The organism is Arthrobacter sp. MYb23 (genome assembly GCF_002979775.1).
Taxonomy (GTDB): domain Bacteria; phylum Actinomycetota; class Actinomycetes; order Actinomycetales; family Micrococcaceae; genus Arthrobacter.
The window spans coordinates 23,539-48,306 of record NZ_PCPR01000016.1; the positions used below are offsets into that span (position 1 = coordinate 23,539).

Genomic DNA, 24,768 nt, shown 5'->3' on the forward strand with positions numbered 1-24,768 from the left:
TATCTCCGGGATCGTCGGGGTGCGGGTTGCTCTAAAACTCTAAAACTATGTTGCGCTGGAACCTAGATTGAAAGGGCATCGCGCCAGCTGCGGAGGAAGGCGCCGCCGGCGTCGTCGTGGATCACGTCATCGGCCAATTCAAGGTCGGCTGCCGTCAAGATGATGTAGGGCTTCACCGGTACGCCGTCTGCGGGCCGGACGTCCACGTGCTTCACATGGTGATCGTTGTGGTGAAGCCAGTCTGCCATGGCGTAGTCCGTACGGGAATCACCCACAGTCCGCCAGGACAGCGGGGTAATGCCTTGGGCTGCCAGGAGTTCAACGGCCCGGCTGGCGCCGAGGTCCTTGCCCAGGCAGACGGATTCGATGTCCGTGGAGATGATGGTGGGGTCCAGGCGGTAGTCTGCGGTGTCATCTGATTCCGGTGCGTGGTGGTCCAGGATGGCGGCGTTGAGGCCGTGGCGTCCCATGATCTCCAAAGCGTCGGCGTCGAAGAGTTTCTGCTCGCCCAGGTAATCCTCGCTGGCCACATCCAAGTGCTGCTCCACGGAAACCATGGCGCGTTTGGTTTCATCGAAGAACATGTGCGCCGAGTAGTCTTCGGCAACAAGCCTGCGGATGTCGTCCCCATAAGCTTTTGGCACGGCGAGCTGGTGGTCCACATGGATGGGACCAGGGCCTTCGGCTGTGTAGCTGAACCAGACGGCGCCCTTCTCGCAAATGGCGTGAATGACAGTGTCCGCGGGCATACCTGCAGCAATCATGGGCTCCATGACCTGCTCGCTGATAAAAGCATCAGAGCGCCCCGTGTTGAAGATGACCGGAATGCCGGCCGAGGCCAGGGCCACCAGATCCGTGATGATGTCCGGTTTGACGTCACGCGTCACAGGGCTGGCGATGGGACCATCGACGTCCAGCAGCAGTGCCAGCGCGGGCGTCGCGCGGGCAGCGGTCCGGTGAGTACCTTGGAGCGGTTGAGTCATGCCCCCATTCTGTCAGCCCCGGAGGTTCCCATCACAGCTATGACGTCTGTGACGCCGTGCGATGGTTAGTCACCTTTTGGCCACAACCTGCTTGTGCTGCGGGTCACAAGTTCCGTTAGCGCGGCATCTTCCCTAGGCTTGCAGGGTGATCTTCAAAGCTGTGGGCGAGGGACGCCCGTACCCTGACCATGGATTCTCTGCGCCGCGGGACTGGGCTGCCCTGCCCCCGCGGCCCATCCGCCTCGACGAATTGGTGACCACCAAACGGACCTTGGATCTGGAGGCACTCTTGGCTGAGGACTCAACCTTCTTCGGAGATTTGTTCCCGCACGTGGTCCAGTATCAAGGGGTCATGTACCTCGAGGACGGACTCCACCGGGCCGTCCGCACGGCACTCCACCAGAGGACAGCCATCCACGCACGTGTATTGGTGATCGATGGCTAGCAAGCGCAGGCGTCCCAAAGATGTGACGCAGCTCCACGGACACCGGGTGGTCACAGGCCCCGAGCTTCGGGCAACCTTCGCCGAGGATGAGCAGGCACACAAAGGCCGCTTCCGGCGGAGGCTGTTCCATGGAATCGTCCTCGTCCTGCTGGTGGGCGTCATAGCTGCCGGGGCCGTGGGTGCCTGGGCGATCATGAACGGCGTGGTCAAGGTTCCCAGCGCAATCGCCAGCAAAGCTCCTGCAAGCCTGTGCCCCGCCACCACGTTCGACTACGTACCCAACGAGGCCGTGACTCTCAACGTCTTCAATGCCACCTCACGTGGAGGGCTGGCCGGTACGGTAGGAGACCAGTTCACAGCCCGTGGCTACAAAGTGGCCTCGGTGGACAACAGCGATACCGCCTATTCGGGCATTGGCGTGGTGGTCTCAGGCGTCAAAGGCCAGGCCGCGGCGTTCAACATCCAGCGGAACCTTGCCGGAACTGACTACTTCGAGGACAACCGCGAGGACGAATCAGTGGACGTCATCCTGACGCCGGGCTTCGAAGGTTTGGTGGAACCACAATTGGTGGACCAGACACCGGGAACGCTGCAGTGCCCGCGGGAGGATCTCCGGATTGCCGACAATTCCAAGTGGCCCATCATTCCGACGCTTCCTGCCGGGCAGTAGTTAGCCAGCCAGGGCGTCGTGGGCAGGGGCTTCCAGCCTGATGGGCCTGCCGGCGTCGTCGAACCTGGCTCCAGCGCCGAGTTGAATGAAGCGCACCGTCTGCGCTGTGTGACGCTCGACGTCGGAGGACGGCGACGGCGGGGGAGTCCCGCCGTCGGGCGTTCGGTTGCGGCGTGCGGCGCTGGCTGAGAGCGTTCCGAGAATGAGCCGCGCCAACTGCGCGACGTCGACGTCCGGCAAGTAGCCCTGGTGGACGCCGTCCTGGAGGATGTCCTGCAACAGGACGTTGAGGTCGCCCACATGGTCGGCGAGCTTGGCGAAGGACCCTGGGGAGAGAACGGCTGCCATGGCCGGGCCCGGGGGCAGATGGCGTCGGCTGAGATCTTCCACCTGGGCGCGGACGTAGAGGGCAAGACGGTCCACCGGGTTTTCCAGCGCGGCCAGCGAATCGCGGAGGTCCACAATAAAGCGCTCGGTCTCGTCCAAGGCATACGCGATGAGCAGTTGCTCCATGTCCGCGTAATAGTTGTAGACCGCGGTCCGTCCCACGCCGGCATGGCGCGCCACGTCCGTCATGGTGAGGCCGGGGAGTCCATGGGTGAAGAGGAGCTCTCCAAAAGCGGTCAGAATCCGACGTTGGGTCTCGGCGCGTTGGGCAGCATTCGAGGCGGCCGTGATCCTTGGCATACAGACACTTTATCGCGATCTGTCACTAAGAGCTGTTGAGCCCCGCGTCGGGCAACTGGGCTGTGGTTTTACGGAGGACCAGGTGCGGTGTTCGGACCACACTGCCCGGCGGCTCTGACCCTTCAATTCGGTCCACGGCACGGCCAACGGCTGCGGCAGCTAGGAGCGGGGCGTCCTGGCTGACGGAGGACAGTTGGACGTAACTCAGCTTGGCGAAGTGGCTGTCGTCATAGCCGAGGACGGATACATCTGTGGGGATGCTGATTCCCGCGGCCCTGAAGCTTTCCATGATTCCCAGGGCCGACCTGTCGTTGAAGGCGATGACAGCTGTGGGTAGATCCGCCTGAAGGATCTGCCCCGCGCCCATGCCGTCCTCCTCGCCAGGGCCACCTGGAACAATCACGGGCTGCAATCCGTGCCGGACCATTTCCGTTCGGTAAGTTTCCCGACGTTTGTCTGACGAGACGGCAGTGCCGCCGTCCACATGGACGATCCGTCGATGGCCCAGGCTGAGCAGGTGGTCGATGGCCAGGGAGATGCCGGCGTGATCGTCACTGCTGACCGAATCCACAAGATCGCCGACGTCGTCGCGCAGGAGGCTCACCACCGGCACCTGGCGGGCGTGCAGTGCCAGCTCATCCATGCTGAGGGTGGGAGCAATGATGATCAATGCCTCGGCGCCGACGTCCAGCAAGGTCTCGATGGCCCGGGCCTCGGGCCTTCCGCCGGCTACTGCGCTCAACGCGATTTCATAGCCCCTGGCCGAGGCCTCAGCGTAGGCGGCGTCCACAATTTCCGCGTGAAAAGGCTGTGAACTGGAGAAGACGAGACCCAGGAGCTTGGTCCTGCTGCTCCGCAGCAGCCTCGCCCGGGAGTCTGCACGATACCCGAGTTGGAGGGCCGTCTCCAAGACTCTTTGCCGGGTTGATTCCGCCGCGCCGGGTGCTCCGCGCATCACGATGGAAACCAGGGCGCGCGAAACACCGGCCGCTTCGGCGACATCCATCAGAGTGGGGCGGCGCTGCTGTTCTGTCATTTTTCCTCCAGGTCCAATCAGTCTATAGAACGATCTAGACGCAGCGTGAACGGCGTGCCAGTATGGTCGGACTAGAACGATCTAGAAGACTATTTTCAGGAGAACTCATGGCTTACCTTCAGCACCCGGTCAGCGAAGACCGGCCCATTCGTCTTGGTCTGATCGGAGCGGGGTGGATTGGAAGTTTCCACGCCGAGTCCGTGGCGCAACGCATCCCCCATGCCCAGCTTGAGGCAATCGCGGACCCGGCCCTTCCCGCCGTCGAGGCACTGGCAGGCCGCCTGGGTGTCGGAAATATCAGCACTGACCCGGAAGATGTACTGAACGATCCAGACGTGGACGCAGTTCTGATCTCCGCGCCGGCGCGCTTTCATTCCGGGCTGATCGCGGCGGCAGCGCGGGCCGGTAAGCATGCCTTCTGCGAAAAGCCGGGTGGCCGTACCGTGGAAGAGCTTGATGAGGCACTGGAAGCAGCAGAAGCTGCGGGTGTGCTGGTCCAATTCGGTTTCAACCGCCGCCACGCGGCAGACTTTGCTGCCGCCCGCCGGCTCATCGATGACGGCGCTGTGGGAACCCCGCAGTTGCTTCGGTCCTTGACCCGCGATCCGGGCGGCCGGGACGGGATTGCCAACCCGGAGCGCATCCCACCGGGCACCATCTTCCTGGAGACCCTCATCCACGACTTCGACACCTTGAACTGGCTGAACCCCGGCGCTCTCCCTGTTCGGGTCCATGCTGTGGCTGACGCGCTGGTAGCTCCTGAAGCGAAAGAGGGCGGGCTGTTGGATACCGCTGTGGTCACTGTCACCTACAGCAACGGAGCCATTGCCGTGGCCGAGGCCAACTTCAACGCACTCTACGGCTATGACGTGCGGGGAGAAGTCTTTGGCTCTGCGGGAATGGTGACAGCCGGAGGTCCGCAGGCCAGCACAGCCACGAGCTACACCGCCGCCGGTATCAATGCGGCCACCGTCCGCCTGAATGTGGACCTCTTTCACGATGCGTATACGGCTGAAGTCGCCCACTTTGTGGACTCGGTGAAGGCTGCCCATGACGGTATCCAAGCCCCCGCCGCGCAAGCGGCCGGTGGAACCGACGCGCGGAACGCCCTGGCTGTTGCCCTCGCCGCCTCCCGTTCGGCTCAAACCGGGCTGCCGGTGGATGTGGCAGACATTGCCGTTCTCCGTCCCGCGGAACCAGCACTGCATGGCGTCGGGGACAACGCGGTTGTGGGTAACAAAGCATGAGCTTCCGACTGGCGGCCTGCGCTGAAATGCTCTACGGCGAATTACCTCTGACGGAGCGTGTGGCGAGGATCCATGAGCAAGGCTTTGAGGTGGAGTTGTGGGACACCCGCGGCCGTGACATCGCGGGCCTGGCAGCAACAGGCGCCCGGTTCTCGTCCATGAGCGGCTATTTTGGCGGAAGCCTCTCTGATCCGGGCAGTGCAGATGAGGTGGTGGCCTCTGCGGAGAAACTGATTCCCGTCGCTCTTGAACTTGGCATCGAGCGAATGGTGGTCCACCCTGCAGAACTCGGGGAAGGCGGCCGGGCCGTACGCCCTGTTCACCGCTCTACCGGCGAGATGTGGCTGACAGCTCGGAGCACGCTTGAACGACTGGCAGCACTGGGCGAGAAGCATGGAGTGGTGTTTGCGCTGGAGAACCTGAACACTGTCCTGGATCACCCCGGAATTCCCTTGGCGCGCGCCAAGGACGCCCTGGCGCTGGTCTCGGCGGTTGACCACCCCAACGTCCGGATGATGCTGGACCTGTATCACGCGCAAATCGGGGAGGGGAACCTGATCGAACTCGTCCGGGCAGCATTGCCCTGGGTGGGAGAGCTACAGGTGGCCGACGTCCCCGGCCGCAACGAGCCCGGCACTGGGGAAATCAACTACCGCGTCATCGCAAGTGCTCTTCGGGAGGCCGGATACGAGGGGCTGGTCGGTCTCGAGGCGAACGCCGCAGGAGGACCCGGCCTGGAAGCAGGGGATGCCGCACTGGCGGCTTTCCGGGAGGCTTTTGAACGCTAGCCAGGAGCGGTGGGCGCGCTGGTCCGGGGTGGTGCCGTGAGGTTTGGCGTTGGCTGCCCTCGGGTGCGGGTGCGGGTGCGGGTGCGGGTGCGGGTGCGCTGCGTCCGAGGGCAAAGACTCGCGTAGCATCAAGGAAAACCGGTCAATAGCAGAACCGGTCAACACTGCAGCTAGGGGGCGTCTTGCGCGCAACGGTCAAGGACGTAGCGCGCCGTGCCGGGGTCTCGCCCAAAACGGTTTCCAATGTGATGAACGGGATCGTGCCGGTCAGTGGCCCCACCCGGCTCAGGGTTGAGCAGGCCATGGCGGAGCTGGATTACGTCCCCAACCTTTCGGCACGCGGACTGCGGAATGGGCGCTCAGGGGTTATAGCCCTCGCATTGCCGGATCTTGCCACTCCTTACTCGGCGGAGGTGGCCCACCACATTGTGGAAGTAGCCCACGATCAGGGCTGGATTGTCCAGATCGAGGAAACTGGCTCGGATCCGCAGCGTGAGCAGGAGCTCATGACCCGGGCGCGCTCCAACCTTATAGACGGCCTGATCCTCAACCCTGTGGTGCTGGACGAGAGTGCGGTCAAGGTGGGAGTAACCCTGCCTCCGGTGGTTCTCCTGGGGGAAGTGACCCAGCAACTGGCGGACCGCGTTTTTGTGGACAGCTTCTCGGCGGCCCGGGACATGACGCTCGCTCTCGCCAAAACCGGACGCAAGCGGATCGCCGTCTTGGGAACCACCCAAGGGCGGGGATCTGCGGCGGCCATCCAGCGCACGCAAGGGTATCAAGCAGCCTTGGACAGCCTGGGTATCCCCAGGGACGAGTCGCTGCTGATCCCCTGCGAAAAGTGGACCCCGGAAACGGCGGCGAAAGCCCTGAGTACCTATCTGGAGGCGAATCCGGTTCCCGAAGCGTTGTTCTGTTTCACGGATTCCATGGCAATTGGAGCCCTGAGCGTGCTCTGGAAGCGGGGCTTGCGGGTTCCGGAGGACATTGCCGTAGCGGGCTTTGATGACATTGCCGATGGCCGCTATGCGGTTCCTTCGTTGACCACGGTTTCTTTTGACAAGCGGATGATCGCAAGCGAAGCCCTGCGCCTCCTCACGGAGCGAATGGGGGACCGGGCGCGTGGCCAGCGGGTTGTCAGTGTGGGGTACAGCATTGTGGAGCGGGACAGCAGCAAGGCCTAAAACGAGAGCCCGCCACTAAATTGTGTGCGCTAACAATTTTCTCTTGCCCTAGCTATTACATCGATGTAATGTGAGATCTGCGTCACCCCCGGGCCAACCTTCACCCGAGAGCGGGGACGCGCCGGAGCCGGATTTTGAGCAACACAGCAGTGACCTTTCAGCGGACCCATCCAAAGGAGTGACGGGTGAAGCAGTTTGAATCTTTGACCGGGAAACAGTTGTCCCGGAGACAATTAATGACAGGATCAGCCCTCCTTGGTGGAGGACTCCTGGCCGCAGGCCTCACAGGCTGCGGAGGCGCGGCTCAGGCCGCAGCGGTCCAGGACATCGGGTTCTGGCACCTCCTGTCCGGCGGCGATGGTATCAAGATGCAGGCCATGATCAACGCAGCCAACCAGGCCAACCCGGGATTCAAGGTGCACCCCACAGTGCTTGCCTGGGGCCCGCCGTATTACACCAAGCTGGCCATGGCATCGGCGGGAGGCCGTCCGCCCGAGGTGGCCATCATGCACGCCAGCCGGGTCCCCGGGTACGCACCAGGTGGACTCATTGAGCCGTGGGATTTGGACCTGCTCGCGGAGAATGGCGTTTCGGCTTCCGATTTCGCCCCCAGGATCTGGGAGAAGAGCCAGCACAACGGCAAGGTCTTTTCCATCGCACTGGACTCGCACCCATTCGTCATGTTCTACAACACGGACATCGCAGGAAAGGCGGGCTTACTTGCGGGCAACGGTCAGCTGCAGGAAGTCAGCTCGCCGGACGAGTTCAAAGCCATGGCCCTGGAAATGCAGAAGGTCACCAAGGCCCACGGACTCTCCTTCGGGTACCTCGGCAGCGGTTCGCAGATGTGGCGCCTGTTCTACACCCTTTACAAGCAGCACGGCGTTGATATGGAACTGACGCCGGGACAGCCCATGAAGGTGGACCGGGAGGCGGCCATAGAGTCGCTGGAGTTCATGGCCTCACTCTTTGATGACACCATCGCGGCCCAGGCAGGGGATATCAGTACGGGCATCGCGGAGTTTGCCCGCGGCGGATCGGGCATGCTGTTCAGCGGCGTGTGGGAACTGCCCACCATGAAGAAGGCCGGAATACCCGTTGACGCGGCCACCATTCCCACGCTGTACGGGACACCTGCCTCCTATGCGGACTCGCACTCCTTTGTCCTCCCGCGTCAATTGAAGCTGAACGAGGACAAGCGCAGGGACGTCTACAAGTTCGTCACCGACGTCCTCAAAGGATCACTGTCCTGGGCCGAGGCTGGGCACATCCCCGGCTACCAGCCCGTGGTCCAGTCACAGGCCTACCGCGAGCTCACGCCCCAGATTCACTACGCCAACGCGGCCGACATCATCGCCTACGATCCCGAATCCTGGTTCAGCGGTTCGGGCTCGGACTGGCAAACCTACTTCGCGGAGAACGTTCAGAACGTCCTGCTGGGAAGGGACAAGGCAGCTGCAGGATGGGATGCCTTCGAACAACGCACCAATACCCTCCTCTCCCGTCCCAACCCGGTCTAACCGGCCCTAGCACCGAGCGACCAAAGGAGTTCTTGAATGAGTACCTCTACGCTGTCCCGGCCGAGGCCGGAGAATCTGCGCACATCCGGGAGCCGCACCCGAAGCAACCTGAGCGGCTGGGGATTTGCCGCCCCGTTCCTTGTTTTCTTCCTTGTTTTCCTCGTCTGGCCCATCCTTTACGGCTTCTACATGAGCCTCACGGGCAAGTCCCTCACCGGCGCAAACGACAGCCTGATCGGCTTCGCGAACTACGCCGAAGCCCTGGCCGACGCCGATATGTGGCGTTCCCTGGGTAACACCCTCTACTTCACGGTGATCAGCACTGTCCCGCTGGTCCTTGTCGCTTTGGTCATGGCCGCGCTGCTAAATATCGGGCTGCCGGCCCAGTGGCTGTGGCGCCTGTCCTACTTTGCGCCGTACCTGCTGGCCTCCACAGTGGTTTCACTGTTCTTCACCTGGATGTACAACCCCCAGCTTGGCCTGATCAATGAGTTCCTGACAGGAATCGGCCTCCCCAGGGTTGCCTGGCTCAATGATCCCAACGTGGCCATGTGGGCGATTGTCATCGCCACGCTCTGGTGGACCGTGGGCTTCAACTTCCTGCTCTACCTTGCCGCAATGCAGAACATTCCGGCCCAGCACTACGAGGCGGCATCGCTGGACGGTGCTGGCGCCTGGCGGCAGTTCTTCTCCATTACCCTGCCGCAGCTCACTCCCACCACCGTCATGATCGTGCTGCTGCAGATCCTGGCGTCATTGAAGATCTTCGATCAGGTGTACCAGATGACCGCAGGTGGCCCCGGGGGATCCACCCGGCCAGTGGTCCAGTACATCTTCGAAACCGGGTTCACCGGATACCGGCTGGGTTACTCGGCAGCCATCTCCTACATCTTCTTCGGACTGATCGTGGTCATCTCGGTCATGCAGTTCGTCATCACCCGCCGCAGGAGTGCATAACCATGGCAACCCCTACCCTCACACGTCCCGCACCACGCGCCACCACTGCCAACGGCCTCAAAATCCGCCAGCCACGCAAGAAGCTGACGGTCGGCAGGATCGCGGCCATCGCCGTCGCGGCCTTCATTGCCGTGCTCTGGTTGATCCCGTTCGCGTGGGCCACGGCCACCGCCTTCAAGACCGAGACAGATGCCGCAGCTCCGGACGTCACCTGGCTGCCGCCGTCGGGCTTCACCCCTGAAGCGTTCGTCAAGGTGTTCCAAGACGGCAACATCCCGCTCTGGACGTGGAACTCGCTCTACACCTCGGCAGCTATCACGGCGATCACGCTGGTGATATCGGCACTGGTGGCGTACGCGCTCTCCAGGATCGACTTCAAGGGCAAGAAGGTGCTGATGACGGTGATCATCGCGTCCATCATCATCCCGCCGCCCGTGCTGATCATCCCGCTGTTCTACCAAATGCTGGCGCTGAACCTGATCGATACCTCGTGGGCCATCATCCTCCCGCAGGTCATCCACCCGGCCATGGTCTTCGTGCTGAAGAAGTTCTTCGACCAGATCCCGCGTGAACTCGAGGAAGCCGCCGTGATGGATGGTGCCAGCCGCTTGCGGATCTTCACCCAAATCATCCTGCCGTTGTCCCGGCCCATCCTGGCCGCCGTCGCGATCTTCGTGTTCATCGGTGCGTGGAACAACTTCCTGTGGCCATTCATCGCCACCAACGATGGCAACCTGCTGACACTCCCGGTCGGATTGCAGACCATCAAGAGCGCCTACGGCATCCAGTACGCGCAGAACATGGCCTCCGCTCTGCTCGCGGCGCTGCCGCTGATTGTCGTCTTCCTGTTCTTCCAACGCCAAATTATTAAGGGCGTTGCGACGACGGGACTCGCCGGAACCTGACCGGTACCAGTTCTCAACAAAAGTCTCAGAACACAAAAGTTTCAGAACACAACCAAGGAGATACATGTCCCGCGCACGCATCACCCTCGACCGCGACTTCACCATCGGCGAGGTGCCCCGACGACTTTTCGGCTCCTTCGTGGAGCACATGGGCCGCTGTGTCTACACCGGAATCTATGAGCCCGGGCACCCGGAGGCCGACCAGAACGGCTTCCGCCAGGACGTCATGAAGCTCGTGAAGGAACTCGGCGCCACCGTCATCCGGTACCCTGGCGGCAACTTCGTCTCCGGCTACAACTGGGAAGACGGGATTGGCCCCGTCAGCGAGCGGCCCCGCCGCCTGGACGGCGCCTGGCACACCGTGGAGACCAACGCCTTTGGCCTGCACGAGTTTGTGGACTGGTCCAAGCAGGCCGGCACGGAAATCATGGAGGCCATCAACCTGGGCACCAGGGGAGTGGACGCGGCGCGCGAGATCGTGGAATACGCCAACCACCCCGGCGGAACCTACCTGTCAGACCTCCGCGCCAAGAACGGCCACAAGGAGCCGTTCGACATCAAGCTCTGGTGCCTGGGCAACGAGCTGGACGGGCCGTGGCAGATCGGGCACAAGACCGCCGACGAGTACGGACGCTTGGCCCAGGAAGCCGCCAAAGCCATGCGGTTCGTTGACCCCACGCTTGAGTTGGTGGCCTGCGGCAGCTCCAGCTCTTCGATGCCTACGTTCGGCGCCTGGGAACAGACGGTCCTCACCCACACCTATGACGAAGTGGACTACGTGTCCCTCCACGCCTACTACCAGGAGCACGACGGCGACGTCGGCAGCTTCCTGGCCTCCGCCGTCGACACCGATTACTTCATCGAGTCAGTGATCGCCACCGCGGATGCCGTGCGTGCCAAGGGCAAGCACAAGAAGTACATCAACCTGTCCTTCGACGAGTGGAATGTTTGGTACCAGCGAGGCCTGGATACTGAGGATCAGCCGCACAACGTGGCCAAGGCTGGTTGGCGGGAGCACCCCCGCGTCATCGAGGACAAGTACAACGTGACCGATGCCGTGGTGGTAGGGACGCTGCTCAACTCGCTGCTCCGCCACGGTGACCGGGTGAAGATCGCCAACCAGGCCCAGCTGGTCAACGTCATTGCGCCGATCCTTTCGGAGGAGAACGGCCCGGCCTGGAAGCAGACCATTTTCCACCCGTTCGCACGCATGGCTGAGCTCGCCAAAGGCCAGATCCTGCGACTCTCGGTGGACTCGGACAAGTACACGAATACGCGGTTTGGGGACACCGATCTGGTGGATGTCAGCGCTACTTGGAACGAGGAAACAGGCCGGGTGGCATTGTTCTTCGCGAACCGCGGGCTGGAAGAAGCTGCCGACGTCGAGGTTGCCCTGCGCGGTTTCGACGCCCGCCAGGTGCTCCGCGCCGAGGTTCTTGAAATCCCCGAGGGTGGCGACCGTTTGACCATCAACACCCAGGATCAGCCGGGCCGCGTTGGCCTGACGGCTCTGGAAGGTGTGAAGGCGACTGGCTCCGAACTCCGCCTGACGCTGCCCGCCCTGTCTTGGGCCGTCGTCGAGCTTGACGTGGTGAAAGCCTAGCCGCGTACCCAACTGAGTCGCAGATCAGGACGTTTTGAGCGCTGAGAACGGCCTGAACTGCGACTCAGTTGGGTTAGGGCACGACGGCGGGGGCTACTTAGACGGCGCAGCCGTCAGGGCCGCAGGCCTCGGCATCGGAAGCGCCCACCGGGATCAGCGGGTTGGCTTCCTGCCATGCCTGGTTCAGGGCCTCGCTGAACAGTTCAGCGGGCTGGGCGCCCGAGATGCCGTACTTGCGGTCGATGACGAAGAACGGGACGCCGGTGACGCCAATGGCGCGGGCCTCGTTGATGTCGTGGTTCACCTCATCCGTGAACTTGTCTGACGTGAAGAGTTCCGCGACTTCATCGGCCGGCAATTCGAGGGCGGCGCCGAGTTCCGTGAGGTACTCCTTGTTGCCGATGTCCTTGCCGTGCTCAAAGTGATCACTCAGCAGCTGTTCCTTGGCTGCATCCTGGCGTCCGTGGGAGGCGGCGAGGTGAATGAGGCGGTGGGCGGTGAAGCTGTTGGCCACCACAACTTTGTCGAAGTGGTAGTCCAGGCCTTCGCCCTTTGCCGTCTCCGTGACGTGGGCGAACATCTGCTTGACCTGCTCCGGAGCCATGCCCTTGCGATTGCTCAGGTAGTCCAACTCCGTGCCGTCATAGTGCTCAGGGACGGAAGGGTCCAGCTGGTAGCTCTTCCATTCGATGTCCACGGATTCGCGGTGCGGAAACTGTGCCAGGGCGGTCTCGAAACGGCGCTTGCCGATGTAGCACCAAGGACACTCGACATCTGACCAGATCTCAATCTTCATGCTGTTGGCAACGCCCTGACGTGGCGCGACATTCCGGGAGTGTGCTGTTAGTTTGCTCACGTGGCCAAAGAGTGTTGCCGTGGCGTGCGGCCAAGAATATGTTGGAAGCAGGTTATGCAGACAGCCTCTTGGGTTGGGGGTTTACACAGGGAAGACCTCGTGCGAATCGGACTCATTGTTGGGCCGTGGTTTACGGTCCCCCCTACAAAGTACGGCGGCACGGAAAGAGTGGTGGACGCCCTCGCCTGCGCGTTGATGACAGCCGGACACCAAGTTCTTTTAGCTACAACATCGGACAGCACCTGTCCTGTGCCCAGGGTCCCTGGCCTCGGAGAGTCAGAACCCGGGGAGCTGGGGACCAGCGAATCGGAACTGAACCACGTCATCAAGGCCTACGCCGGAATGCACCACGTGGACATCATTCACGACCACACCCTGGCGGGCCCTCTCTACGCTCATCGTCCACCCGGGATACCCGTAGTGACTACCATCCACGGGCCTCTCCCAGACCGGACCGCCGGTCTGTACCGTGACATGGCGAAGAACACCGCCATTGTGGCCATATCCCAAGACCAGTGCAGCGGAGTCCCCGACCTTCCCATCGCGGCCGTCATCCATCACGGCATTGACCTTTCCCAAGTAACTGCGGGTGAGGGAAAGGGTGGCTACGCGTGTTTCGTGGGCCGGATGTGCCCTGACAAGGGGCTCCTGGAAGCTGTGCACATTTCCCGGAAAGCCGGTATCCCGCTCCGCATTGCTGCCAAGATGCACACCCCGGCAGAGAAGGAGTTCCATGACCAAGTGGTGCAGCCACTGTTAGGACCCAATGAGGACTTCCTTGGCGAACTTTCAGACCCGGAAAAATATGAGCTCATGGGAGATGCCCTGGTCCTGCTGAACCCCATCCAATGGTCCGAACCCTTTGGCTTGGTGATGATTGAGGCGCTCGCTACCGGAACACCTGTACTCGCCACCCCCAGGGGGGCTGCACCGGAGATCCTGACCCACGGACTCAACGGCTTCCTCGCCCCGGCGGGTGAGCTGGCCAATTACATGGAAGCTGTGGCCGGGATCAGCCGGGCAGCGTGCCGCCGCACTGTGGAAGAGCGCTTCACTGCTGCCCGCATGGCGGCAGACCATCTGGAACTCTACGCCCGCGTCTTGGCCCCCGTGGAGGAGGCTGTTCGCCCTTGACCGCCTGGAACGGGAGTCTATTAGGACAGCGACTTGTCAGAGCCGGTGTTCCATCACGAAGTCGTGCTCCACGGTGTTGCCCAGGGTGAAGGACTTGGTGCCGATCCGTTGGAAGCCGCTCTTCTCATAGAAGCGGATTGCCTTCGCGTTCTCGCTGTTCACCCCGAGCCACACCCCGGCGGCGCCCTTGTCTGCGGAATGGGCCAACGACGCCTGGATGAGCCGTGACGCGGCGCCTTTGCCATGGTATTCCGGATGGACGTAGCACTTGCTCAATTCGGTGGAAGGGAGCGAGGACAGCACAGAGGCGACATCCGGGTCGCTGGCCGGCTTGGCAACCAAGAGCGTGTACCCGTTCAGCTGCCCGTCGTCGTCGAGCACCAGGATGGTGATGTTCGCGTCGGCAAGGTAGTCCTTGAACTTGGCCTCACTGAGCGTCTTTTCGATGTGGGCCTGGATATCGGCCGGCGAGGAGCCCGGCGGGCAGGCCAGCGGGAAGGTGATGGCGGCAAGCTCAGCCAGCTTCCCGGCGTCGTGCGTTGTTGCGGTGCGGATGGTTTCAGTCACGTGGTCCCCCCGGGAGTTTTTGTACAGGTAATGCCCCTAAGAACGAATCTTAAGGGCATTAGCTGTACGAAAACTCCTAGTCCACCGTGGGGGTGGCCCTGAAGGCGTTGGTAGTCCTGTCCGCGAGTACTTGCGGTTCACTGCCCGAATCGAGGATGGTGTTCCGTGATGATTCGGGGTCAACCAGGACAGCCGTCACGGCAAGGGCATCAGCAGCGTTTGTTGTCAGCAGGGCGTCCACCTGACCTTCGAAGCAATCGTCGCTGGTGGTGGCATGCACGTTCATGGCAACGACGTGGTTGTTGGACACGAAGTTCCCTGTTCCTTCGCGCAACCGGATGATGACCGGCGTCGCGCCTTCGGGACGGATACTCCCCGAATCGATGATCTGGGAAAAGTGGTTGCCGATCACGGAGTTATTGCTACCGCTGACACTCAGTACTCCGTGGAGGTCATCCAGCCCGTTGTCGATCCCCAGGAAGGGTGTCCAGGGCTCGTGGTCACGGAGGAAATGGTTTGTGGCCACGAGGTTTTCCGAGCTGTTCCCGTCCAGGACAACCATGCCCGGGTAGAACGAGTGCAGGCGGTTGTTGGTGACGCTCGAACGGGTCACTCCGTTGAAGTGGACGCTGCTGGCTCCTCGGGGAAAGACGTTGTTGGCCGTGACAAGGAGCCCGCCGTGGTTTTCCGCGTAGATGGAATGACCCTTGAAACCGGCGCCGATCAGGTTGTGGGTAATCTTGGACGCCTGTCCCCAGCCACGCAGCTCGATGCAGCTTCCGCATTCCGCGATGAAGTTGTTGTGGATGGACAGCGCGTCCGCGTTGTGGATGGTCAGGGCGTGTTCAAGGTAGATAAAGCCCATCTCGTTGACGCGGAACGAATCGTTGGCACTTGAGACGTGGATGCCGGTCTTGCCATTCACGTAGCTGTTTTCCGCGGGCAGCTCCGAGCCGTCCGGGGCAAAGTGGAGCCCATCGATGCAGAAGTTGGCGAACTCCACCGAACTGATCCGGGGACTGCCCGCACGCTCAACACGGAAGGCAGCTCCGTTGGACGGGTCAGCCTTGGACGGGTCAGCGCCCTCGCCAGCCGGGAGCAGGTCCACCAGGACACGGCTCCCACCCGGCCACAGTTCGTGCAGATCGGGCCATTCGTCTTCGGGGACGTTGAACCGGATGCTTGAGGACGTGAACCCGTGGCCCGAGCCCTGGATCCTCAGGAAGCTGATGTCTATCACAACCTGGGTGCGCAGGCGGTAGTCACCCGGCGGCAGGTAGATCACCGCTCCCGGCTTTCCGCCGTCGTTGACGTCTGAGTCGTTCTGCCGTTCCTTGATGTCAGCGATGATGCTGTTGATGACCTCGCCGACGTCCTCGGACGGATTGCCGATGGGCCAGTTGGTCACGTCGTAGTAGTTCTTGCTGGACATGGCTTGAGTTCCCTTGATGTGGTGGGTTGTTTGGGCGTGGTCAGATGGCAGGTTGGTGTTCAACCACGTCACCCAGCAGTTCGTCCGACGTCGGTGGGTTGGCGCCTGCGCGCCGCACTGTGATGGCCGCGGCCTTGGTGGCCCTTCGTCCCAACGATTCCAGGGTTTCCTGCCGTAAGTCGACCGCCCCGGTCAGGAGAAGCCCGTAGATCAGGGCGGACATGTACGAGTCACCGGCGCCAATGGTGTCCACCACGGTGGACTTTAGGGATGGAACCAACAACCGGGAACCGGGGGTTGAAAGCATGGATCCTTCGGAGCCCTTGGTGACCACAACAAGCCCGGCCCCAAGGTCCAAGATGCGCTGTGAAGTGTCCTCGAGCGACCAGCCCGGGTAGAGCCACCGCGCGTCCTCGTCGCTGAGTTTGACCACCTCGATGAGGGGGATGAGGTCCTCGAAAATGGTCTTAGCCTCGGTCTGGCTGCCCAGCAGGGCAGGGCGGACGTTGGGATCGTAAGTGACCACGCACCGCTGATGCACCTGTTCAAGGAGTTCACGCACGGCGGATGCTCCAGGTTCCAGGAAGGTGGCGATTGATCCCGTGTGCAGGATTTTGGGCACGGTCACGGGGGCAATGGCGGGAAGCTCCCACTGGATGTCGAAGTCGTACTGGGCTGAACCGTCGGACGCCAGGGTGGCGGTGGCCGTAGCGGTCCGGCCGGACCTCCCGGCAGCGGTCAGGAGTTCGACGCCGGCGCTCGCCAAGTGCCGCTCGATGGCAGCACCGTGGTGGTCGTCTCCGATGGACGTCAACAGGGCGGTTGGCACGTTGAGCCGCCCGAGGCCGTAGGCAACGTTGGCGGGTGATCCTCCCGGATGCTCAACGGTGCCCCGTGACGATACGACGATGTCGATCAGAGCTTCACCGACAACTACCACGTCGGCGCCGGCGCCCGGGCGGGTTCCTTGTACCTTGTTCATTCCTGCTTCTCCTTAAACGTGTGACGAGACCGTGAGCTTCAGAACCGTTGCTGTGCCGCCCTCGGCGGTCAACCAGTTCTCCTGGCTCCCGGCGTCCGGGAAAACGAGGTCGGTCAGGGCCACCTTGCCGTCCTGGGCAAAGACTTCCACTGAGCTCTGGTCCACCACGATGAGCAGCTTGAGGATGCCGTCCTCCAAGGCGGCGGGGGCTGATTCGGCCGACGCGAACTTTTCGTGGAACGTGGTGTCTCCTGACCGGGTGCGGTCAAGGGTGATGCGGCCGTTGCTTGTGGTGTAGCTCAGGACAGTGCCCTGGCTCCCGTCGGCGCTCGCGAGAAGCCGCAGATCAACGCGCTCAGCGGTTCCCGGCACGATTTCAGCCTCGATCACTTGAGCGGTACCCGGCCCTGCATCCGGCAACCGGAAGGCCGTGGGGCCCAGCGTGAAGCTGCCGGTCTTGGCCAGCTCTTGTTTCAGACCTCCGAGGATGGGACGCTGGACCAGCCGTGCGGCGCCGTTCAAGGAACTCAGCACGACCTCTCGGGCAAGTGTCATGGAGGACCGCCATGGTGCCGTGGGTAACTGGTTGGCGTAGTCCCAGTTGTTCATCCAACCCATGATGATCCGCCGGCCATCCGGGGTGTTGCTGAAGGACACGGAGGCGTAGCAGTCGCGTCCCCAGTCCAGCCACAGGCAGCGCTGGAGGGCCGCAGCTGCCTCATCCGCGTCTTCGATAGACGAGATACCGGCAGGAGCCACCACAGAACCGGCATCCGGGAGGAAATGGACGCCGTCGAAGTGCCCTACGAAATACTGGCCGCCCGAACCTCCCGCCACCGCGCCGGGGTTGATGTTGACGATCAATACCCATCTGATGTTCTGCGGATCGCCGTCCACCGCCAAGGGAAAGAGGTCGGGGCATTCCCACTCACCGGTATCGGCGTTGGCCGGACCAAAGTGGCTCAGGAAGTCCCAGGTCTTGAGGTCCTCGGAGCGGTAGAACACCACCTTCTGCTGTTGCGCTTCGACGGCGACCATCACCCAAAACGAACCTTCCCCGCCTTGGTAACGGAACACTTTGGGATCGCGGAAGTGCTCGGAGTTCCTGGTCACCACAGGGTTTTGATCGTATTTGCGCCATGTCATCCCGCCATCGGTGCTGTACGCCAGGGACTGGGCCTGCGTGCCGCTGTGAAGGGTTCCAGCCTTGAAGGCGCTGGTGTACACAGCCACTAAAGCCGGTGACTCCACGGTGCCAAAACCGGAGGTATTGCCGTGGTCCACCACCACGCTTCCGGAGAAGATGTCCTCTTTCTCATCGCCGGCAATAGCGACAGGATGCTCCGTCCACTGCAGGAGATCCGTGGAGGTGGCGTGGCCCCAGGACATGTTCCCCCAGACGTTGCCGTAAGGGTTGTTCTGGAAGAAGAGGTGATACAAACCGTCGTGGAAAACCAGGCCGTTGGGATCGTTCAGCCAGGTGTCCCTTGCCGTGAAATGGATGGCAGGCCGGAATCGGGGAGTTACGGCCGGGGCTGTTTCCGGGCGTGCGGCATCAAGGCTACTGGACATGTGGTGCGTTCCTTTTGGGACGTTGAAGTGGCTTTGTTGGGGCTACCGGGGAGCTGCGACGGATTCGCGGCTGACCAACGGGCAACCCAGGATGGTTGGATGGAGCGCCATCAAGGACAGATCGTCCTTGCCCTCGATAGCGTCGATGAGGTGTTCAGTGGCCCAGGCACCCATTTCGTAGTGGGGGAGGGCCACGGTGGTTAGCCCGGGGTAGAGGTTGGCTGCGATGAGTTCCTGGTCATCAAAACCAACAACTGAAAGGTCCGCCGGGATGCTGAGGCCCAACTCGGCAGCGGCCCGGTAGGCGCCCATTGCCATGCGGTCGTTGTAGCAGAACAAGGCCGTAGGCATATGGGCGCGGTCATCCCGCGACAGGATCCGCTTGGCCGCCTCATAGCCGCCTTGCACCTCCGAGATCTCGGACTCAACAGGTGCAGCATCGCCGTCGAGCCCTGCTTCGGTGAGCATGGCCCGGAAGGCCTGAAGCCGCTGGCGGGTTGCGGGGACGTCGTCGGTGTTGTTGAGGAAAGCTATCCGGGTGTGGCCGGCGTCGAGGAGTGCCCCAACAGCAGCGCGGGCGCCTCCGTCCTCGTCCGGGACCACAGCCGTGATGTTGCCGCCGATAGCGACGGAGTCCACCAGCACGGACGGGACGCTGCCCAGGTTCTCCGGGAGTTCCACATTACGGTGGTACATGGTGGCATAAAGAATTCCGTCCACGCGACGTTCCAGGAGGGCCTGGACGTCGGCTTGCCTCGATTCGAGGCTGGCCGAGCCCGGTGTGTTGATGATCATGAGGTTGTAGCCCCGGGCCTTGGCGGCCTCATCAGCGCCCAGGATGATCCGGCCGGCGTGGGGAGTGGTGGCGATTTCCTCGCTCACCAACCCCAGCATGCCGGTCCTTTGCGTGCGAAGGGCCTGGGCCAAGCGGTTGGGGCCATAGCCGAGTTCCTCGGCCGCGGTCTTGACTTTGTCCCTGGTTTCGCTGCTGATCCGGGCGTAGGACACCTCGTTGAGGACATGGGACACCGTGGTGACGGACACGCCGGCGGCGACGGCTACGTCCTTGATACCGATGTTCTTGTTGCTCATCCGACTCCCACGTCCTTATGGTTGGTGATGCCCTTGGGGGCTATCAGTAGGCTACTCGTTGATGGTGGCACTGGCCCTTGAGTACTGGACTTGATGATCAGCCCTTCACGGCGCCCAGTGTCATGCCCGCCACGATTTTGCGCTGCAGCAGCAGCGTCAGCAGGATGACCGGGATCGAGTAGACGGCGGCGAGGGCCGTCATGGACCCCCAGTCCAGGCCGAACTGCGTTTGGAAGTTCGCAATCACCACGGGCGTGGTCTGGGACCGGATGGCTGTCATCAGGAGGGCGAACAGGAACTCGTTCCAGGAAGCCAGGAACGCGAAGATCGCCGTGACCGCGATACCGCCGGACACTACAGGGATCACCACCCGCCACAGGGCTCCAAGCCGGCTGCACCCATCCACCGTTGCGGCTTCTTCCAGGTCCCGGGGGACCGACTCGAAGAAGCTGGACATCAGCCAGATGGACAGCGGCAGCGAGATGGTGGTGTGTGCAATGGAAAGGGCTATGGGGGTATCCGCCAAGCCCACCGAGGACATCATGGATGCCAGCGGAATGCCGATTGCCACCGGCGGGACCATGCGGGTGACCAAGGCTGCCATGATGAAGACCTGGCCGCTGGGTGTCTTGTAGCGCGTGATGCCGTAAGCGGCCGGAACGGCCAGGACCAGTGACAACACAGTGCTGATGACAGCCGTTTGGATGCTGTTGATGAACGACGCCAAGACCCCGCTGCGGCCCAGGGCGTTGGTGTAGTTCTCCAGCGTCCACTCCCGGGGCAGGATGGTGGGCGGAACCGCGATGGTGTCGATCGGCGTCTTGAACGACGTGAACAGCAAGTACAGGAAGGGGAAGCCGTACAGCACCATGGCCACCGCCAGCAGGATCCAGAGGATGGTGCGGGTGCTCCGTTTGCCGGCTTCGAGGCCTTCGCGGTTGACCCCCCGCCGTTTGCGCATCGGCTGAGGTTCGGAAATGTCCGACGCCGGCGGGCTGGCTTTGGTGGCTAGGCTCGCGTTGCTCATCAGTTGTCCTTTCCAGGCCGCCAGATGGTGGCCACTGCAACGAAGGCAATGGCAAGCATTGCGAGGAGGTAGATGGTGCCCATGGCACTGGCGAGGCCAGGATCGCCGAAGCGGATCATGGTGCGGTAGATCAGCAGGCTCATGGTTTCCGAGGCCGACTGCGGTCCGCCGTTGGTCTGGATGAGGATGGTGTCGAAGGCCCTTGCTGCGTCAATGCCGCGAACCACCAGCGCAACGGCGATAACTGGACGCAACAGCGGAAGGATGATCCGGAAGAGGAGTGCCGGAGCCCGTGCTCCATCAAGGCGGGCAGCCTCGATCAGATCGCCCGGGATGTTCTGGAGGCCCGCAAAGAGCACCAGGCACATGAAGGAGGTGGTGAGCCAGATGTCAGGGATGGCCACTGAGAACAACACGATGTTGGGGTCGGACAGCCAGCCGATCTGGTTGGGATCGGACAGGATGCCGGCTTGGTGGAGGAGCGTGCCGATGAGGCCGAAGTTATCGATCATCAGGAACTTCCACAGCAGGCCCGCCACGATCGGCGCAATCATCAGGGGGTAGAGGAAGACTGTCCGCCAGATCTGGGATTTCTTCCCCAGCGTGGTGAACAGAAGTGCCATGCCCAAGCCGAGTGCGAACTCGAGTGTCACCACCACCAGGGTGTAGGCAAGGGTCCGCCATCCGGCGCTGGTGAAGGCTTCGGAAGTGAACGCGGTGACGTAGTTTTGGAAACCCACAAAGTCACGGGGGCCGCCGGCGATGGGGGAGATCTTGAAGAAGCTGTCAGCCACCAGGCGGAAGAGGGGATAGGCCACGAATACGGCCAGGAACAGTGCCGCGGGCGTCATCAGATAGAGGGCGAAGCGGCGATCGGAGATACGCACGGTTTTCTTTTCTGCTGGTTGGGACCGCGGCCGGCACTGTCTTTCGCGCTGTGCGCGGGCCGGTGCCGGCCGCGGAGTTTTACTTCAGGAGGTCCTGGACCTGCTTCTTGGCATCGGCCAGGAGCGCCGAGGTGTCTCCCCCGGCCACAGCCTTCTGCAGCAACGGGATCAGGACGGTGTCAACGATCTGCTGCCACTTGGCGGTTGCCGGCCGGGTGGCCGTTGCCGGAGCGTTGAGGGTTTCAATCAGCGGCTTGAAGCTTTCGTAGCCAGGCTGGTCCTGGTATTTCTCAAACGCGCTGATGCGCGAAGCCAGGCCGAGCTTGGAGTCGATGCCCATGCTGTTGTAGTCATAAGCACATTTGACGAACTTCTTGGCGGCTTCCGTGTTCTTGGTTGCCTTGGGAACGGACAGGTACCAGGGTCCCGGAACGCCTGCGACGCCGGCGCTGCCGCCGATCATCGCTGCGGCACCTACTTTTCCTGCCACGGGAGCATCAGCGGGGATCTGGCGGTAGGCATGGGCCCAGAAGCGGGTCATGGCTGTCTTGCCCTGGTTGAACAGGTTCTGTGCCGCGGCCCAGTCAACCTGTGCGGCGCCGGTGGGGGCAGACTTGGCCAGGCTCACATAGAAGTCGAGGGCTTCCTTGTGGGCCGCGTTGTCGATGACCACGTTGTTGTCCTGGTCCAGCACCATGGGGGAGCCGGCCTGGAGCACGTGGGCCAGCCATTCTGTTTCCACGGCGCCCTTCACGTCCGTGCCGTACATGCCGTCCTTGGTGAAGAACTCGGAAATGTCCTGGTACTGCTTCCACGTGGTGGGCGCGGCGAGTTCGTAGCCGTACTTTGCCTGGAAATCGGCCTTGTTCTTGGCGTCTTCGAAGAGGTCTTTGCGGTACAGGATGATCTCGGCGTTGGTCCACGCCGGCAGGCCGATGAAGTGGCCATCCACGTTTGCTTCCTTGACGAGCGCGGGGAAGATGTCCTTCTTGACGTCGTCTGTGAACAGCTCATCGATGGGTTGGACGGCGTCCTTGAAGCTCGGCAGCCAGACCGAGTCCAAGGCCGCGACGTCGAAGGACACGTTGCCCGATGAGAACTCGCTGGACAGGCGGTTGAACATGCCGTCGTAGGGGAGCTCCACAAAGTTCGCTTCGACTCCAGTGTCCTTCTTGCACTGCTCGGCCACGCCTGTGAGTTCGGCGTGACCACCGGCTTCGACCAGGACGTTGATGGAGCTGGAGCCGGCGGAACCGCCGGAGGATGGTGCCGGGCCGCCTGCGCCACAGCCGGTGGCAGCGAGTGCGACGGCGGTGCACAGCCCGCCGAGGGTGACGAGCTTGGAGATGGTGTTTCGAGTGGACATCGCTGTCGACTCACTTTCTCTTGAACGGAAATTGCAGAGAGATGAAGGGGAGTGCTGTTGGCTTGAAAAATCGTTTTGCCAAAACGACTTGGCATTGACATTAGGGCTGTGGAACGAGATCTGTCAATGGCTTCCGCGAAAGATTTCGGACCCCTTGACGCCAGTGACGACTTGATCATAAAGTGAGCCGCGCCAGCCGACAAATCGTTTTGGCACATTTTGGCTGATTTGGCATTTTTTGGCACACCTCCCAGCCCTGATCCGTTTCCGGGCCGCCGGACCGCCGGGCTGCCCGTCCGCCAAGTCACCATCGAGTTCAAAGGAGAACCATGGATCCAACACCATTCCCCTACCTCAGCCGAAGGAGCATCCTTCGGCTGATTCCAGCAGCGGCAGTTGCCGGCACCGCCGTCGTGCTGTCAGCGAAGGAAGCCATGGCGAAAAGCCCGGCGCAGCAGCTGCCCGCTACGGGAGGTGCCCAGGCAGCGCCAGGGCACCGGGGCATCATCGGTGTGCTCTAGAAGCCACGGCACCACCAGCACCACCGCAAGGCCACTCGAGCAGTACCCCCAACGATGTGAGGAGAAAACGCTGTGACCACTGTCTACGACGTCACCACCTGGTCTGTCCCCGGGAATCCGTCCGCAACGCCCTACAACGATATTGGGGTGATCATCAACAGCATCATCGCCGATGTGAAAGCCCAACAAAGCAATCAAGCATCCAAACCCGGCGCCGTCATCTACATCCCACCCGGAGACTACTCGCTCAAAACCCGCGTCAACGTGGACATCAGCTTCTTGACCATCCGTGGATCCGGGCACGGATTCACCTCCAGCAGCATCCGTTACAACGCCGGCAACACCTCCGCCTGGCATGAAATCAACCCCGGGGGCAGCCGGATCCGCGTGGAAAACACGGACGGAAATACAGACGCTTTCAGGGTCTACCGGACCGGCGACCCGCGGCTTAGCTCGATCGTGTTCCAGAACTTCTGCTTGGACGGCGTCTCTTTCAACTCCAACCAGAACTCCTACATCAACGGCAAAACCGGCATTCGGTTCGACTCGGCCAACGACTCCTGCCGTGTGGAAGGCATGGGCATGGTGTACCTGGAACACGGCCTGGTGGTCCGGGATACCGACGCTCTCAGCGTCAGCGGCAACTTCCTGGCAGAGTGCGGTTCCTGCGTGGAACTCACAGGCTCCGGGCAAGCCTCCAAAGTCACGGACAACCTGATCGGGGCAGGCTACGTGGGTTTCTCCATCTATGCAGAAGGACATATGGGCTTGCTGGTCAGTGCCAACAACGTCTTCCCGCGGGGCAAGAGCAGTGTCCACTTCAAGAACACCACCCGCTCCACCGTCACCAGTAACCGCTTCCATGCTTTCTACCCAGGCATGGTGAATTTCGAGGGCAATTGCACGGAGAACCTGGTGGGTTCAAACCACTTCCTGCGGCAGATGGAACCGTTCGACCCCCTGAAGCCGTACAACAATGGCCTGGATGACCTGTTCGGCCTGGTGCATCTGGCAGGCAGCGGGAACACGGTCACCGGCAACCACTTCAGCTACGACGTGCCCTCGGGTTCGGTGAGACCCTCAGGCCAGAAGCCCACCATCATCCTGGTGGCATCCGGTGCCAACAACTACATCGCCGCGAACAACACCGTCTCTTCGGTGGCCGCGAACACCGTGGTGCTGGACGGTTCCACTACCGGGACCAAAGTGATGGACAGCGGCGGAGCCGGCGAATTTGTGCACTTCACGAGCTCATACTCATTCCGGGCTACTCCCTGATCCAGCGCAGAGGAAGAAAAGGTCTGTCA

24 protein-coding genes are annotated in these 24,768 nt (G+C 62.1%); 12 read left to right on the forward strand and 12 right to left on the reverse strand.

The features are described 5' to 3' along the window. Window positions 1-62: 62 nt before the first annotated feature. On the reverse strand, window positions 63-983 hold the full coding sequence (locus CQ020_RS15890) for a hypothetical protein (protein WP_105692727.1): 921 nt from the start codon (window positions 981-983) through the stop codon (window positions 63-65). Window positions 984-1,128: 145 nt separating this feature from the next. On the opposite strand from CQ020_RS15890, the gene CQ020_RS15895 reads away from it, so the two are divergent. Further along, a complete protein-coding gene (locus CQ020_RS15895; protein WP_024819465.1) occupies window positions 1,129-1,428 on the forward strand; it encodes a type II toxin-antitoxin system VapB family antitoxin in 300 nt (99 codons plus the stop codon). A 22-nt stretch (window positions 1,429-1,450) separates the two neighbouring features. Beyond that, entirely contained in the window at window positions 1,451-2,098 is a 648-nt protein-coding gene (locus CQ020_RS15900; protein WP_105692804.1) for a LytR C-terminal domain-containing protein, read from the forward strand. Here CQ020_RS15900 and CQ020_RS15905 read toward each other — a convergent pair whose 3' ends face one another. Together CQ020_RS15905 and CQ020_RS15910 are read right to left on the reverse strand one after the other, a co-directional pair. Further along, complete coding sequence (locus tag CQ020_RS15905) at window positions 2,099-2,785, reverse strand: TetR/AcrR family transcriptional regulator (RefSeq protein WP_105692728.1); 687 nt, start codon at window positions 2,783-2,785, stop codon at window positions 2,099-2,101. 25 nt (window positions 2,786-2,810) lie between these two features. Continuing rightward, the gene (locus CQ020_RS15910; RefSeq protein WP_105692729.1) at window positions 2,811-3,821 is read right to left on the reverse strand and encodes a LacI family DNA-binding transcriptional regulator; all 1,011 of its coding nucleotides are present in this window, start codon (window positions 3,819-3,821) and stop codon (window positions 2,811-2,813) included. 107 nt (window positions 3,822-3,928) lie between these two features. On the opposite strand from CQ020_RS15910, the gene CQ020_RS15915 reads away from it, so the two are divergent. The 7 genes from CQ020_RS15915 to CQ020_RS15945 all read left to right on the forward strand — a co-directional run bounded on the left by CQ020_RS15915 (window position 3,929) and on the right by CQ020_RS15945 (window position 12,025). Next, entirely contained in the window at window positions 3,929-5,068 is a 1,140-nt protein-coding gene (locus CQ020_RS15915; RefSeq protein ID WP_105692730.1) for a Gfo/Idh/MocA family oxidoreductase, read from the forward strand. After that, window positions 5,065-5,856 (forward strand): TIM barrel protein, encoded by a 792-nt coding sequence (locus CQ020_RS15920; RefSeq protein WP_105692731.1) that lies wholly within the window; start codon window positions 5,065-5,067, stop codon window positions 5,854-5,856. The genes CQ020_RS15915 and CQ020_RS15920 overlap by 4 nt, the downstream gene beginning before the upstream one ends. 182 nt (window positions 5,857-6,038) lie before the next feature. Next, window positions 6,039-7,040 (forward strand): LacI family DNA-binding transcriptional regulator, encoded by a 1,002-nt coding sequence (locus CQ020_RS15925; RefSeq protein ID WP_105692732.1) that lies wholly within the window; start codon window positions 6,039-6,041, stop codon window positions 7,038-7,040. A gap of 185 nt (window positions 7,041-7,225) precedes the next feature. Further along, window positions 7,226-8,560 (forward strand): extracellular solute-binding protein, encoded by a 1,335-nt coding sequence (locus tag CQ020_RS15930; RefSeq protein WP_105692733.1) that lies wholly within the window; start codon window positions 7,226-7,228, stop codon window positions 8,558-8,560. A gap of 36 nt (window positions 8,561-8,596) precedes the next feature. After that, entirely contained in the window at window positions 8,597-9,517 is a 921-nt protein-coding gene (locus CQ020_RS15935) for a carbohydrate ABC transporter permease (RefSeq protein WP_105692734.1), read from the forward strand. 2 nt (window positions 9,518-9,519) lie between these two features. Then, complete coding sequence (locus CQ020_RS15940) at window positions 9,520-10,422, forward strand: carbohydrate ABC transporter permease (RefSeq protein ID WP_105692735.1); 903 nt, start codon at window positions 9,520-9,522, stop codon at window positions 10,420-10,422. 64 nt (window positions 10,423-10,486) lie between these two features. Then, on the forward strand, window positions 10,487-12,025 hold the full coding sequence (locus CQ020_RS15945; RefSeq protein WP_105692736.1) for an alpha-N-arabinofuranosidase: 1,539 nt from the start codon (window positions 10,487-10,489) through the stop codon (window positions 12,023-12,025). A 97-nt stretch (window positions 12,026-12,122) separates the two neighbouring features. On the opposite strand, the gene CQ020_RS15950 is transcribed toward CQ020_RS15945, so the two are convergent. Then, window positions 12,123-12,821 carry a DsbA family oxidoreductase gene (locus CQ020_RS15950; RefSeq protein ID WP_105692737.1) on the reverse strand — a complete coding sequence of 233 codons (699 nt, stop codon included), beginning with the start codon at window positions 12,819-12,821 and terminating at the stop codon, window positions 12,123-12,125. A gap of 159 nt (window positions 12,822-12,980) precedes the next feature. Here CQ020_RS15950 and CQ020_RS15955 point away from each other — a divergent pair, with 159 nt between their 5' ends. After that, window positions 12,981-14,015 carry a glycosyltransferase family 4 protein gene (locus CQ020_RS15955; RefSeq protein ID WP_105692738.1) on the forward strand — a complete coding sequence of 345 codons (1,035 nt, stop codon included), beginning with the start codon at window positions 12,981-12,983 and terminating at the stop codon, window positions 14,013-14,015. A gap of 36 nt (window positions 14,016-14,051) precedes the next feature. Here the strand turns inward: CQ020_RS15955 and CQ020_RS15960 are convergent, their stop codons facing one another. The 8 genes from CQ020_RS15960 to CQ020_RS15995 form a co-directional block, all read right to left on the reverse strand. Next, entirely contained in the window at window positions 14,052-14,582 is a 531-nt protein-coding gene (locus CQ020_RS15960; RefSeq protein WP_105692739.1) for a GNAT family N-acetyltransferase, read from the reverse strand. Window positions 14,583-14,658: 76 nt separating this feature from the next. After that, complete coding sequence (locus tag CQ020_RS15965; RefSeq protein WP_105692740.1) at window positions 14,659-16,014, reverse strand: NosD domain-containing protein; 1,356 nt, start codon at window positions 16,012-16,014, stop codon at window positions 14,659-14,661. A 40-nt stretch (window positions 16,015-16,054) separates the two neighbouring features. Next, window positions 16,055-16,996 carry a carbohydrate kinase gene (locus CQ020_RS15970; RefSeq protein ID WP_105692741.1) on the reverse strand — a complete coding sequence of 314 codons (942 nt, stop codon included), beginning with the start codon at window positions 16,994-16,996 and terminating at the stop codon, window positions 16,055-16,057. Between the two features lie 12 nt (window positions 16,997-17,008). Beyond that, the gene (locus tag CQ020_RS15975; protein WP_105692742.1) at window positions 17,009-18,568 is read right to left on the reverse strand and encodes a glycoside hydrolase family 32 protein; all 1,560 of its coding nucleotides are present in this window, start codon (window positions 18,566-18,568) and stop codon (window positions 17,009-17,011) included. Window positions 18,569-18,610: 42 nt separating this feature from the next. Further along, window positions 18,611-19,660: a LacI family DNA-binding transcriptional regulator gene (locus CQ020_RS15980; RefSeq protein WP_105692743.1), complete on the reverse strand. Its 1,050-nt coding sequence runs from the start codon at window positions 19,658-19,660 to the stop codon at window positions 18,611-18,613. Window positions 19,661-19,757: 97 nt separating this feature from the next. Then, window positions 19,758-20,621, reverse strand: coding sequence for a carbohydrate ABC transporter permease (locus CQ020_RS15985; RefSeq protein WP_105692805.1), 864 nt, complete (start codon window positions 20,619-20,621; stop codon window positions 19,758-19,760). 65 nt (window positions 20,622-20,686) lie between these two features. Continuing rightward, window positions 20,687-21,574, reverse strand: coding sequence for a carbohydrate ABC transporter permease (locus tag CQ020_RS15990; protein WP_105692744.1), 888 nt, complete (start codon window positions 21,572-21,574; stop codon window positions 20,687-20,689). 79 nt (window positions 21,575-21,653) lie between these two features. Continuing rightward, on the reverse strand, window positions 21,654-22,940 hold the full coding sequence (locus CQ020_RS15995; protein ID WP_089593654.1) for a sugar ABC transporter substrate-binding protein: 1,287 nt from the start codon (window positions 22,938-22,940) through the stop codon (window positions 21,654-21,656). Window positions 22,941-23,269: 329 nt separating this feature from the next. On the opposite strand from CQ020_RS15995, the gene CQ020_RS16000 reads away from it, so the two are divergent. After that, window positions 23,270-23,461 carry a hypothetical protein gene (locus tag CQ020_RS16000; RefSeq protein ID WP_105692745.1) on the forward strand — a complete coding sequence of 64 codons (192 nt, stop codon included), beginning with the start codon at window positions 23,270-23,272 and terminating at the stop codon, window positions 23,459-23,461. A gap of 72 nt (window positions 23,462-23,533) precedes the next feature. Beyond that, the gene (locus CQ020_RS16005; RefSeq protein WP_105692746.1) at window positions 23,534-24,739 is read left to right on the forward strand and encodes a NosD domain-containing protein; all 1,206 of its coding nucleotides are present in this window, start codon (window positions 23,534-23,536) and stop codon (window positions 24,737-24,739) included. The last annotated feature ends 29 nt before the right edge of the window (window positions 24,740-24,768 follow it).